The organism is Vibrio sp. 1402 (assembly GCF_033340275.1).
On the sequence record NZ_JAWOWE010000018.1, the window covers coordinates 1 to 13,259 of the forward strand.

Here is a 13,259-nt window from a genome sequence, read left to right on the forward strand (position 1 = left end):
GTCTACGTTTCGCGATCCGTGAAGGTGGCCGTACAGTAGGTGCTGGTGTTGTTGCTAAGATCTTCGACTAATTCATAACGAATTAAACGAAATCTTGCACTGTTCTTCTTTTTGAAGAAAGCGCATCGAAAAGGGAAGCTTAGGCTTCCCTTTTTCATTTCTAGATTACATTTAGTTATAAGTGTTGAAATAAAAGACGTCACTTTTTCGATTTAAAAACAGAGTTTTACCGGCTTTGTTTCTTAACGCTTTTACTCACCCCTCTTAACCCTTTGATCTTTTCCTGCAGCGGTAAAATCGTTATAACCAAATATTCTGAGCGGACACCATAATGCGACTGGTAACAAGAACTATTCTTGTTTATATTGTTTGTCACAGATTAGTTTTATAGGTTTTTTGAGTATGTACGTTTGTCTTTGCCATGGTGTCTCCGACAAAAAAATTAGGAAGTTGGCGATAGATGAAGGCGTAACAGATATTAAAGGAATCAAAAAGTGCACGGCATTGGGCAGCCAATGTGGTAAGTGCATCAGACAGGCCAAGGAAATTTTAGCGGAAACTAGTTACACGGAATTTAAACAAGCCAGCTAATTGCTGTAAGTATGCAGTAATTATTTGCCTTACATTTTGACACCTTCTCATTTGCTTCTACATTTAAATGAAGCCAAAGAGGAGGGTTTTGTCATGAAAGGCGATCCAATCATCATTCAACATCTCAATAAAGTGCTCGGTAACGAGCTCGTCGCTATTAATCAGTATTTTCTTCACGCCCGAATGTATAAAGACTGGGGCTTAAAGCACCTAGCAGACAAGGAATATCACGAATCTATCGATGAGATGAAGCATGCCGATCATCTAATTGAGCGTATTTTGTTCCTTGAAGGCCTACCGAACCTACAAGATTTAGGTAAGTTGATGATTGGTGAAGATACCAAGGAAATGCTCGAGTGTGACTTAAAGCTTGAAATGGCGGCTATTCCAGATTTAAAAGATGCGATTGCCTACGCTGAAGACATTCGAGATTATGTGTCTCGAGATCTCTTCCAAGATATTCTTGAAGATGAAGAAGAACATGTTGATTGGCTAGAGACGCAACTTGGCTTGATTGAAATGTCTGGTATTGAGAATTATCTCCAAGCGCAATACGTGGACGAAGAGTAACGATACTTTCTAAGTTTGCATACTCCAATAATAGTAAGAAGAAAGAGCACCTGACTCGAAAATCGGGTGCTTAACCCCGTTATCTGGTCTAATCTCTTTTATTATCGGCTTTTTAAGGATATTGCTCGCAATCTTGCCTATGAAGTTTGATTTCTATCCGATAGAATTTATGCCCCCTTACCTAAAAATAAAAAAGAGAAACGTCCATGTCTGAAGACAACCACCAAGCAGCCACTCCAGAAGAAGAACATCGCCAAAAAGCATTGGATTACCATGCTTATCCAACTCCAGGAAAGATTGCTGTCGAACTGACAAAGCCTGCGGAAACGGCGGGTGATCTTGCCCTTGCATATAGCCCTGGTGTTGCAGAGCCAGTGCGTGAAATCGCACAAAACCCGGATAACGTGTACAAGTACACTGCAAAAGGGAACATGGTTGCTGTTATTTCTAACGGTACCGCTATTCTAGGTCTAGGTAACCTAGGTCCACTTGCATCTAAGCCAGTGATGGAAGGTAAAGCGTTACTGTTTAAGCGTTTTGCAGGTCTTGACTCTATTGATATTGAAGTTAAGCACCGCACGATCGATGAATTTGTTGATACTGTTGCGAGCATTGCAGACACTTTTGGCGGTATCAACCTTGAAGATATTAAAGCACCAGACTGTTTTGAGATTGAAAAGCGTCTGATTGAACGTTGTGATGTACCAGTATTCCACGATGATCAACATGGTACTGCTATTGTAACGGCAGCGGGTATGCTGAATGCAATCGAACTTCAAGGTAAGAAACTTGAAGATTCAACAATTGTTTGTCTTGGCGCTGGCGCTGCCGCTGTAGCGTGTATGGAGCTTCTGATCAAATGCGGCGCAATGCGCGAAAAAATCTACATGCTAGATCGCAAAGGTGTGATTCACACTCGTCGTGATGATCTTAATGAATATAAGCAGCTATTTGCGAACAATACAGATAAGCGCACACTAGAAGACGTGATTGAAGGTGCAGATCTGTTCCTAGGTGTATCTGGTCCAAACCTATTGCCAGCGGAAGCGTTGAAGTTGATGGCAGATAAGCCAATCGTATTCGCATGTTCTAACCCGGATCCTGAAATCAAGCCGGAACTTGCTCACGCAGTTCGTGATGACTTGATCATGGGTACTGGCCGTAGTGATTATCCTAACCAAGTTAACAACGTATTGTGTTTCCCATTCATTTTCCGCGGTGCTCTTGATGTGCGTGCAAGTGAAATCAATGATGAAATGAAACTTGCAGCCGTTGAGGCGATTCGTGAGCTAGCAAAAGAGCCTGTACCTGAAGCCGTATTGAAGGCTGCAGGTGTTGATAAGCTAGAGTTTGGTGCGGACTATATTATTCCAAAACCAATGGATTCACGTTTGCTACCACGTGTTGCAAAAGCGGTTGCTCAGGCGGCGGTTAATTCAGGTGTAGCTCGTATCGAGATGCCTGAAAACTACATGGCAGAGTAATATATCTTTCAGATGTGATACACAAAAATGGGACGCTATTGCGTCCCATTTTTTATGTCATTCATTTGGCTCGAGGCAAGAGTTATTACCTGAAACCTCTTATCAGGCTTTTTTATTCTTCGTCGAATGACTCAAATTCGATGCCCATTTCCGTCATCAGCGCTTTTACTTCTGTTGGAATATCATCAGGACGGTCTTTACGAAGGTCTTCATCTGTCGGAAGTGGCTGACCTGTGTACGCGTGCAAAAATGCCTCGCATAGCAATTCACTATTGGTTGCATGGCGTAAGTTATTGATCTGACGGCGAGTACGCTCATCAGTTAGCACCTTTAAAACTTTTAGCGGGATAGAGACGGTAATTTTTTTTACTTGTTCGCTTTTTTTGCCGTGCTCTGCATATGGGCTAATGTATTCGCCATTCCAGTCAGCCATTGCACACCTTCATTTATGTAATCGGTTAAAAATAATTTAGGTGCTGATTTTAGCTGCATTTACCGCCATAAGCAAAGACATATAGACGTCTAGAAGTGTTGACGTCTCATTTTTTGACGAGTAAAGTGAACATAACAGCAAAGGAAGCGTGTTGATCACTTTATGTTACTCATTAGATATAGCGCATTCCTATTTAGAAGTCATTACCCGTGAAAGGATACACCCATGAGCACTCGCAAACCTGCGACCATTGCAGTACGCACTGGTATTGAATCAGACAGCCAATATCATGCTGTCGTTCCACCTATTTATCTTTCCACTAACTATGGTTTTCCTGCTTTTGGTGAAGTGCCCAAGTATGATTACACACGATCTGGTAATCCAAACCGCGGACTGTTGGAAAGTGCGCTATCTGAACTCGAGTCTGGAAAAGGAGCGGTTGTTACTAACTGCGGTACGTCGGCATTAAATTTATGGGTTTCCGCTTTTCTCGGCCCAGATGATCTCATTATTGCTCCTCACGATTGTTATGGTGGTACCTATCGTCTTTTTAATACCCGAGCTAACAAAGGCGATTTTAAGGTTCAGTTTGTCGATCAATCAGACGAACAGGCTTTAGATGCTGCATTGGCACAAAAACCAAAACTCATTTTGCTAGAAACTCCGTCAAACCCTCTGGTTCGCGTAGTGGATATTGCAGCTACTTGTGAAAAAGCGAAACAAATCGGCGCGTTAGTTGCGGTGGACAATACCTTTTTGACACCCGTGTACCAAAAACCTTTAGAGCTAGGTGCGGATTTTGTTATCCACTCCACAACAAAGTACATCAACGGTCATTCGGACGTAATTGGTGGGGTAATCATCACCAACACAGAAGCGCATGCAGAAGAGCTTGCATGGTGGGGTAATTGTATTGGTGCAACGGGCACACCTTTCGATAGTTACATGACACTGCGAGGTATTCGTACGCTTGCTGCTCGTATGAGAGTACATGAAGAGAGCTCACAGCAGGTACTAGCTTACCTACAGAAACAAGCGTTAGTTAAAACTATCTATCATCCAAGCCTGCCGGAACATCCAGGTCACGACATTGCTAAAAAGCAGCAAACGGGCTTTGGCTCTATGTTGAGTTTTGAGTTTGCTGGTTCGTTTGAGCAGTTAAAGGTGTTTGTGAAAGAGCTCCAACTGTTTTCATTAGCAGAGTCATTAGGTGGTGTAGAAAGTTTGATTTGCCACCCAGCATCCATGACGCACCGTGCAATGGGTGAGGAGGCGCTGGCGGAGGCTGGGGTCTCTCATCAACTATTGCGTTTGTCTGTCGGTTTGGAAGATGCACAAGACCTCATCACAGATTTAGAACAAGCGTTCGCTAAAGCTACCCAGTAATAGGAGACGATAACAATGACTGTACAACGTCAGCTGCATAAGTTTGGTGGCAGTAGCTTAGCAAACCCAGAATGCTACTTACGCGTTGTGGGTATTCTCAAGGAGTATTCGACAGAAAATGATCTGGTGGTCGTCTCTGCTGCAGGAAAAACCACTAACCGCTTGATTGAGTTTTTGGAAGGGTTAAATAAAGATGGCCGAATTGCGCATGAAGCGCTTCAAAGCTTAAGACAGTTTCAAACTGAGCTAATAGAAAGCTTGTTGGAGAGTGAAGCAAAAGAAGAGCTGTTAGCTTTATTACATGATGAGTTCAGTACTCTCTCGGAGCTGACTGCACCACTCACTAATGCGCAAAAAGCCGCGGTACTGGGGCACGGAGAAGTATGGTCTGCTCGCCTATTGGCCGCGTTATTATCTCAACGTTCTATCCCTGCGGTTGCACAAGATGCACGAGCGTTTTTACGTGCAGAAGCGGGAACTCAACCAGAGGTTGATCGCGCTCGTTCATACCCTTTAATTAAAGAGATCCTCGCGCAGCATAACCATAAACGTGTGGTAATTACTGGCTTTATGGCTCAGAACGAGGCAGGAGAAACCATTCTACTTGGTCGTAACGGCTCTGACTATTCTGCAACGGTCATAGGCGCGCTTGCTGAAGTCAGTACTGTCACTATTTGGAGTGATGTTGCTGGTGTCTATAGTGCCGATCCACGTTTGGTGTCTGACGCTTGTTTATTACCGTTACTTCGATTGGATGAAGCCAGTGAACTTGCTCGCTTAGCTGCCCCAGTGCTACACAGTCGTACGCTTCAGCCTGTGGCGCAAAGTACCATGGACCTTAATCTCAAGTGTAGCTATCTGCCAGAGTCGGGTTCTACTCGTATTGAGCGTGTATTGGCATCTGGTCGTGGCGCTAAAATTATTACTTCACTGGATGATGTTTTATTGGTGCAGTTGTCTTTCATGCATGGGCACGACTTCGAAAAAACACAGAGTGATGTATTACAAGCGTTGCAGCGCGCACAATTAGAGCCACTGGCATTTGAAGCTCAATCCGATCAGTACACGCTACGCTTGGCTTACACCGCAGAAATCGCCGGTGGTGCATTGAAATACTTGCAAGAGCTTGCGGTGGAGGCAGAAATTAAGCTAAAAGAAGGTTACTCGCTCTTAGCTGCGGTAGGTGCAGGCGTTACGAAAAACGCCAATCATTGCTTTGGCTTTTATCAGAAGCTAAAGCACTCTCCGGTAGAATTTATCTCTGAAACAGACTCAGGACTGAGCCTAGTCGCTGTTTTGCGCCGTACTGATACCGAGGCGTTGGTTCAAACGATTCATAGCCAGTTGTTCCAAGCGCAAAAACGCGTGGCAGTGGCTTTATGTGGCAAGGGTAATATTGGTTCTAGTTGGTTAAATTTATTTGCGACGCAAAAAAGTGAGCTCGAAAAACGTCATGGTATGAGCTTTGATCTTGTCGCGGTTGTGGATAGCCAAACCTATTGGTTCGATGAGCAAGGTATTGAGGCGGCGAGTGTAGCTGAACGATTTGATGATGAAAGCATAGCAAACAATGGGGATTGGCTGGCACGTTTGGGAGCGCTTAAAAGCTACGATGAAGCCGTCGTGCTTGATGTTACCGCGAGTAAAGAGTTGGCTCAGCGCTACGTAGAAATCGCACAGCAAGGCATTCATTTGATTTCCGCTAACAAAGTTGCCGGTTCCGCAGATAGCCAGTACTACCATCAGGTTCAAGATGCATTCGCTAAAATTGGTCGTCATTGGCTATACAACGCAACGGTGGGTGCTGGGTTACCGATAAACCATACCGTGCGAGATCTTCGTGAAAGTGGGGATGAAATCGTCGCTCTATCGGGTATTTTCTCGGGGACGCTATCATGGCTGTTCCAACAGTTTGATGGTTCTGTGCCATTTAATGATTTAGTCGATCTTGCTTGGCAGCAAGGTTTAACCGAACCTGATCCTCGTTCTGATTTAGATGGCTCCGATGTAATGCGCAAGTTAGTCATCTTGGCTCGAGAGTCGGGCCTAGATATAGAACCAGACAGCGTTAAAGTTGAGTCTTTGGTGCCAGAAGAATTAAGAGAACTGAGCTTAGATGATTTCTTCGATAATGGAGCGTTGTTGAGTGAAATACTTCAAGAGCGTCTGACAAAAGCACAGAGAAACGATCAAGTGCTTCGCTATGTGGCGCGTTTAGAAAAAAATGGTAAAGCAACGGTGGGAGTCGAAGCGTTATCTCGTGAGCACGCGCTCGCCAACTTATTGCCATGCGATAACATTTTTGCCATAGAGAGCAAGTGGTACAAAGATAACCCTCTGGTCATTCGAGGACCAGGCGCAGGCAGAGAAGTGACAGCCGGCGCTATTCAATCCGACCTCAACCGATTGGCTGGTTTATTTTAAAGTTGCGATTGACCTAAAAACCCCTGGAATTAATCCAGGGTTTTTTATTCCCCTATCAGTGCCATACTGAAGTCATAACCCGTGCAAAATGGTGAGATGATGCTCAAGTAGAAACTTGAACTATCTTCATTATTAACTTGAGAAAAATTCATAATTACAAGGTTGACATTAAATCGTATTCAATACATTCTGTAGACATATAGACGTCTAAACGTCGATTTTAAGGATTTGTTTTCGTGGCGGAGTGCCGCAGGGAGAGTAAGATGGGATATACGCACGCAGGCCATATCGACGCCTTGAACCAGAATATTGCTGAGTTATCAGATAACATCAATGTATCGTTTGAGTTTTTTCCGCCAAGCAGCGCTAAGATGGAAGAAACACTTTGGAATTCAGTGCACCGTCTTAAAACGCTTCAACCTAAATTTGTTTCTGTGACTTACGGTGCGAACTCCGGCGAGCGTGACAGAACACACTCCATCATTAAAGAAATTAAAGCAACAACCGGATTGGTTGCCGCTCCCCATCTCACTTGTATTGATGCGACTCGTGAAGAGCTGATTAATATTGCCGATGACTATTGGAACAATGGTATTGAAAATATCGTCGCTCTGCGTGGTGATATTCCTCCAGGTGGCGGTGCGCCTGATATGTATGCCTCGGATTTGGTTGAGCTGCTGAAATCACGCCACGATTTCGATATCTCCGTTGCTGCATTCCCTGAGGTTCACCCTGAAGCTAAAAGCGCACAGTCTGACTTATTGAACCTAAAACGTAAGGTAGATGCAGGTGCAAACCGTGCTATTACTCAGTTCTTTTTTGACGTTGAGTCTTACCTGCGATTCCGTGACCGTTGTGTCGCAGCAGGAATTGACGTAGAGATTGTGCCAGGAATTTTGCCTGTATCGAACTTTAAGCAAGCTTCTCGCTTTGCGGCACAGAACAATGTGAAAGTACCAGGATGGATGAGCAAACAATTCGATGGCTTGGATGATGATCCGGTGACTCGCCAGCTTGTAGGAGCTAGCCAAGCTATTGATATGGTGCGTGTACTGAGTCGTGAAGGGGTTAAGGATTTTCACTTCTACACACTAAACCGTGCAGAGATGACTTACGCGTTATGCCATACGTTGGGTGTTCGTCCTCGCGCAGTAGTCGGTGCGTAAACCTAGTTTCAAAAAGATAAAAGGCTTGCCAAGTGGCAAGCCTTTTTCGTTTTATCAAAGCAAAAGGAGTTTAACCAATCACTTCAAGTTCAGTTAGAACTTCTTCTGCCCAAGTGATCCAAGTTTCACGTAACAGTAGGTTACGGCGAAGCGTTAGACGTTCTAGGCGAGCTTGTTTATCTAAAGTTGACGGCGTTGCGTAGTAAGCCGCTTCAATTTCTTTGTAGTGAGAAACCAGTTTGCGAGACTCTTCAACTAGCTCGGCGAGTTGGTCACGGAATGGAGCCGCTGGTTGAACGGCACATGCCATCAATTTCGCTGAAAACTCATCACGAACTGTTGGGTGTGCAGTTGGTTGATCAAACCACTCTCCTAAAGCGCTGCGACCAGCGTCTGTAATGGAGTAAACCTTGCGGTCTGGTTTGCCTTCTTGGGGTTCTAATACGCAAGTAACCAGTTCTTTCTCAGCCATTTTGTTGAGTTCACGGTACACCTGTTGGTGGCTTGCTTTCCAGAAGTAACCGATGCTAGCAGAGAATTCTTTAGTGATATCGTAACCGGTTGCGTCGCGAGTGCTAAGAACAGTTAAGATTACGTGTGGTAATGACATGTCTTCAATCCAAATGGTCAATAAACTTGTAAACAAGCTACTTATACTTTCAGCTGCGCTCTTACTGGCACTTGAGTTTTTTAATGTATAAGTAGCACCAACAATGTTGGTCCTGTCACCTTAAAGCCGTTTATCACCTAGAGAGATGGGGAGTCCCATCAAGGCTGGAGCAGGTATGATTGGATTTATGAGCTCTCAGCAGGCAAGTAGTATATAAATAATAAGCATGAAGTGGAATAGTAGGACAAAATTACCCTAAAAAACTAACATAATAATCAATAGTGTTAACTTGTGGTTTTTTATTCTTTTGTTTTGGTATTTTTTGGGTCTCTAGTGGTATATTTAACTGCCTTTGTTTTGGTGCGATTATCCTGTGATAAAAAAAAGCTGAGCATTTGCCCAGCTTTCTATTAAAAATGAAACGATTAGCCTGTGTTGCGCATACCTGCAGCAATACCAGCAATCGTCACCATCAACGCTTCTTCCAAGTTTGCAGAAGCTTCTTCGGTTTGACGCGTGCGGTATAGCAGCTCTGCTTGTAGCATATTCAATGGCTCAACGTAGATATTGCGTAAGCGAATAGACTCGAGTCCCCAAGGGTCATGCTGCATCAAGTTTTCATTGTTCTCTACATTCAGTACCGCTTTGATGTCTTCTTGAAGCTGAGCACGAAGCTTTTCACCGAGTGGACGGAGCGACTCATCCACCAATCGCTCATCGTAGTAGCGAGAGATATCAATATTACACTTCGAGTACACCATTTCCAGCATGCCGAGACGAGTTGAGAAAAATGGCCATTCGCGGCACATCTCTTCGAGCAATGCTTGGTGGCCTTTATCGATCGAGTATTGAATCGCTTCACCTGCGCCTAGCCATGCAGGAAGTACCAAACGGTTTTGACTCCATGAGAAGATCCACGGGATTGCACGTAAGCTTTCTACTCCGCCCTTAGGGTTGCGTTTTGCAGGACGAGAACCAAGTGGCAACTTGCCGAGTTCGAGTTCTGGTGTTGCTTGGCGGAAGTAAGGCACGAAATCTGGCTCGCCACGAACCACATTTCGGTAAGACTCACAGCTTACTTCTGATAGCACTTCCATCAAGTCGCGCCATTCTTGTTTTGGCTCTGGTGGCGGTAACAAGTTGGCTTCCAGAATCGCACTTGCATATAGGTTAAAGCTGTTTACTGCGACATCTGGGAGTCCCAGTTTAAAGCGGATCATCTCGCCTTGCTCTGTTACACGTAAACCGCCTTTCAAGCTTTTTGGTGGTTGCGACAAAAGCGCAGCATGCGCAGGTGCGCCACCGCGACCGACTGTGCCCCCACGACCATGGAATAAAGTTAGCTCAACGCCTTCTTCTTCAGCCACTTTAACTAACGATTCCATCGCATGATACTGAGCCCAACCTGCAGACATAACACCTGCATCTTTCGCTGAGTCAGAGTAACCAATCATGACCATCTGGTGGTTTTGGATAAAACCACGGTAAAGGTCAATCCCCATAAGCTGCTTGATGACCGATTCTGCGTTGTTCAAATCGTCTAGCGTTTCGAACAGAGGACACACATCCATGCGGTAAGGGCAACCAGCTTCTTGTAGCAGTAGATGAACGGCTAGTACGTCAGAGGCGGTACGTGCCATTGAAATAACGTAAGCGCCAAACGCTTCACGCGGTTGTGCTGCAACAATCTTACAGGTATCCAAAACCTCTTTGACGGGTTCAGACGGTTCCCAATCACGAGGGAGAAGCGGACGTTTAGATGCCAGCTCGTTAGTTAGAAAAGCAATCTTATCTTGCTCGCTCCATTGTTCGTAATCACCAATACCTAAGTAGCGAGTTAGTTCAGACAAGACGTCTGAGTGACGCGTGCTCTCTTGGCGGATATCAAGACGTACAAGATGGATACCAAATGCTTTTACGCGGCGTAGTGTATCCAGTAATGAGCCGTTGGCTATTACACCCATGCCACATTCGTTTAGTGACTGGTAGCAGGCATACAGCGGTTCCCAAAGTTGCTCGACTTTTTGCAGTGGTGCTTTAACAGCCAGCTTTTGACCGTGGATCTTAGCATCGAGAATATCTTTGGTTTCATTGAGCAGAGTGCGTAATTGCTTCAGGATCGCACGGTATGGTTCGTGCTGATCTTCGCCAGCAAGCTCACGGACTTGATCGTTTGAAACTGTCATAGACAGCTCGCTGATCAATTCGTTGATGTCATTGAGATAAAGATCGGCGGCTTTCCAACGAGACAAAAGTAAGACTTCACGCGTAACGTTGTGAGTAACAAACGGGTTACCGTCACGGTCACCGCCCATCCAAGAGGAGAAGTGCACTGGGCGAGCATCAATGGGTAAACCTTCTCCAAGGTAAGATTTTAGACGGTCATTCATCTCACGTAGGAAATCCGGTACTGCTTCCCATAGCGAGTTTTCAACGACCGCAAAGCCCCACTTTGCTTCATCCAACGGAGTAGGGCGTTGTTGTCGAATCACGTCTGAATGCCAGCCTTGGGCAATCAGTTGCTCTAGGCGGCGTTCGGTTTTTCTGCGCTCTTTAGAAGAAAGATCGCTTAGCTCCAACTTTGATAAGCACTCATTTATCTTGACCAGTTTGTTGATCATCGTACGGCGCGTAATTTCTGTTGGGTGAGCCGTCAATACCAATTCAATATTTAGATCACGAACCGCTTGCGCAGTGTCCAGTTTGCTCACATCGTTTTGTACCAGTTTAGAAAACAGCGAGTTAATCGCGTCTGGTTCGCAAATGTGCTCTTCACAATGGCGTGAAATCGTGTGGTATTGCTCAGCGATATTGGTGAGGTTTAGAAATTGGTTAAACGCGCGAGTAACGGGCGTTAGCTGCTCATCAGGTAGATGTTTGATTTCTTCGATCAAGCTGTCCCTGTCTGCTTGATTCCCTGCTTGAGCTGATTTGGATAATTTACGAATGGTTTCCACTTTCTCGAAGATTTCTTCGCCATGGGCATCGCGAATGGTGTTACCCAATAAGTGGCCTAACATGCGCACATTACTTTTGAGTGCGGCGTATTTCTCGTTCATTGTCGTCCTGCCTCGTAAAAAAACTACATCCATTGTCCTTGTTAAGACTCCAATCTAGCGAAAAGCACCAGTTATAGTCAAATAAAGCAGACTAAGTTTGCAATTATTCCGCTGTCTCCTGATTTAGAGCAAATTTACGGCAGCCATAGAGTAAGAAGTGAAAATTAATTACAAAATAACAAGTTAAATAAGTGTTAAGACTAGCGCTAAATTGTGAAGATAAAAAGATGCAGCTCAATCGAGCTGCACAGACTTTCGAGCTTAAACGCGTATTAACAGCAGTACTTGACCATCGCCTTTGAAAGCACATCAATTGTGGGGTCGATAAAGTCGAAGGATAGAAACTCATCCGGTTGATGGGCTTGGTCGATTGACCCAGGGCCGAGCACCAAGGTTGGACACAACTGCTGTAGAAATGGTGCTTCAGTACAGTAGTTCACGGTTTCTGAACTGGTTTGGCAGATCTCTTCAACACCACCAATAAATGGGTGGTCATGTTCGCATTCGTAACCCGGAATAGGCTCATGCAATGGAATAATCTCCAGTCTCCCTGGCCATTTCGCTTCGACTTCTTTTAATGCTCCGCGCAACATGTTCTCTAAACCATCAAGGCTAATGCCGGGAAGAGGACGCACGTCGTAATGCAGCTCACAGCAACCACAAATACGGTTAGCGCTGTCACCACCATGAATGTGTCCAAGATTTAGGGTAGGGCTTGGAATGGCAAAACCCGGATGGTGATATTCTTTAATCAATTTGTCACGCAGTTGCATCATGGCGAACATGACTTCATGCATGATCTCAATAGCGTTAACGCCAAGCGCTGGGTCCGATGAGTGACCGGACTTGCCTGTTACGCGAATGGCATTTGCCACATGCCCTTTATGACCTCGAATTGGTACAAGGCTGGTGGGTTCACCAATGATACAGTAATCCGGCTTAAATGGGGCGTTTGCTGTGAAATGTCGCGCGCCCAACATGGTGGTCTCTTCGTCACAAGTGGCTAATACGTAGAGTGGTTTGCTCTGCTTGCTCCAATCGACTTTCTTCACTGCTTCATAAATAAAGGCGAAAAAGCCTTTCATGTCTGCTGTGCCTAAACCGTAGAAGCGGTTGTCTTTTTCCGTCAGTTTATGCGGATCGAAATTCCATCGCCCTTGATCGAATGGCACGGTATCACTATGGCCAGCAAGTAAAAGGCCACCTTCACCCTCACCCATACGTGCGATCATATTGTGCTTGCCTGGCTCGACTTCGATCACTTCAACGCTAAAACTCAGATCTTTAAACCAAGATGCGAGTTTTTCGATGACTTTTGCATTGCCCTGATCCCAGCTCGGATCCGTGGAGCTGATAGAAGAGGTGCTGATGAGTCCTTCATAGACCTCTAGAAAAGTTGGTAATTGCATGGATTCTTCAAATCTCCTGTTGACAGACAGACCATAAAAATGTAAAACACATATTAAATCATATTTAATGAATAAAAAATCAAAATAAAGCAAAAATTAAATATGAATAGTCATTTGAGCCTTTAAG

General features: G+C 44.8%; 10 protein-coding genes and 1 pseudogene. 7 read left to right on the top strand and 4 right to left on the bottom strand.

Features of this window, described 5'->3' with window-relative positions; all coding sequences use genetic code 11:
- The 4 genes and pseudogenes from R7044_RS21755 to R7044_RS21770 all read left to right on the top strand — a co-directional run.
- Positions 1-71: pseudogene (locus R7044_RS21755) on the top strand (elongation factor Tu); the annotation flags it as partial.
- Between the two features lie 331 nt (positions 72-402).
- Positions 403-591 carry a (2Fe-2S)-binding protein gene (locus tag R7044_RS21760; RefSeq protein WP_005381360.1) on the top strand — a complete coding sequence of 63 codons (189 nt, stop codon included), beginning with the start codon at positions 403-405 and terminating at the stop codon, positions 589-591.
- 93 nt (positions 592-684) lie between these two features.
- Positions 685-1,161: a bacterioferritin gene (bfr, locus tag R7044_RS21765; RefSeq protein ID WP_005381359.1), complete on the top strand. Its 477-nt coding sequence runs from the start codon at positions 685-687 to the stop codon at positions 1,159-1,161.
- Positions 1,162-1,367: 206 nt separating this feature from the next.
- Entirely contained in the window at positions 1,368-2,645 is a 1,278-nt protein-coding gene (locus R7044_RS21770) for a malic enzyme-like NAD(P)-binding protein (protein ID WP_005381358.1), read from the top strand.
- A gap of 112 nt (positions 2,646-2,757) precedes the next feature.
- Here the strand turns inward: R7044_RS21770 and metJ are convergent, their stop codons facing one another.
- Positions 2,758-3,078: a met regulon transcriptional regulator MetJ gene (gene metJ / locus R7044_RS21775; RefSeq protein WP_005381353.1), complete on the bottom strand. Its 321-nt coding sequence runs from the start codon at positions 3,076-3,078 to the stop codon at positions 2,758-2,760.
- Between the two features lie 225 nt (positions 3,079-3,303).
- On the opposite strand from metJ, the gene R7044_RS21780 reads away from it, so the two are divergent.
- From R7044_RS21780 to metF, 3 genes are all read left to right on the top strand, one after another.
- The gene (locus R7044_RS21780; RefSeq protein ID WP_005382793.1) at positions 3,304-4,464 is read left to right on the top strand and encodes an O-succinylhomoserine (thiol)-lyase; all 1,161 of its coding nucleotides are present in this window, start codon (positions 3,304-3,306) and stop codon (positions 4,462-4,464) included.
- A 15-nt stretch (positions 4,465-4,479) separates the two neighbouring features.
- Positions 4,480-6,888, top strand: a complete 2,409-nt coding sequence (locus tag R7044_RS21785; protein ID WP_213962142.1) for a bifunctional aspartate kinase/homoserine dehydrogenase II — start codon at positions 4,480-4,482, stop codon at positions 6,886-6,888.
- 263 nt (positions 6,889-7,151) lie between these two features.
- A complete protein-coding gene (metF, locus tag R7044_RS21790) occupies positions 7,152-8,054 on the top strand; it encodes a methylenetetrahydrofolate reductase (RefSeq protein ID WP_005381345.1) in 903 nt (300 codons plus the stop codon).
- Between the two features lie 70 nt (positions 8,055-8,124).
- On the opposite strand, the gene R7044_RS21795 is transcribed toward metF, so the two are convergent.
- The 3 genes from R7044_RS21795 to argE all read right to left on the bottom strand — a co-directional run bounded on the left by R7044_RS21795 (position 8,125) and on the right by argE (position 13,132).
- Complete coding sequence (locus R7044_RS21795; protein ID WP_005382791.1) at positions 8,125-8,664, bottom strand: PadR family transcriptional regulator; 540 nt, start codon at positions 8,662-8,664, stop codon at positions 8,125-8,127.
- A gap of 425 nt (positions 8,665-9,089) precedes the next feature.
- On the bottom strand, positions 9,090-11,723 hold the full coding sequence (gene ppc / locus R7044_RS21800) for a phosphoenolpyruvate carboxylase (RefSeq protein ID WP_005381336.1): 2,634 nt from the start codon (positions 11,721-11,723) through the stop codon (positions 9,090-9,092).
- A gap of 272 nt (positions 11,724-11,995) precedes the next feature.
- The gene (gene argE, locus R7044_RS21805) at positions 11,996-13,132 is read right to left on the bottom strand and encodes an acetylornithine deacetylase (protein ID WP_205391023.1); all 1,137 of its coding nucleotides are present in this window, start codon (positions 13,130-13,132) and stop codon (positions 11,996-11,998) included.
- Between the last annotated feature and the right edge of the window lie 127 nt (positions 13,133-13,259).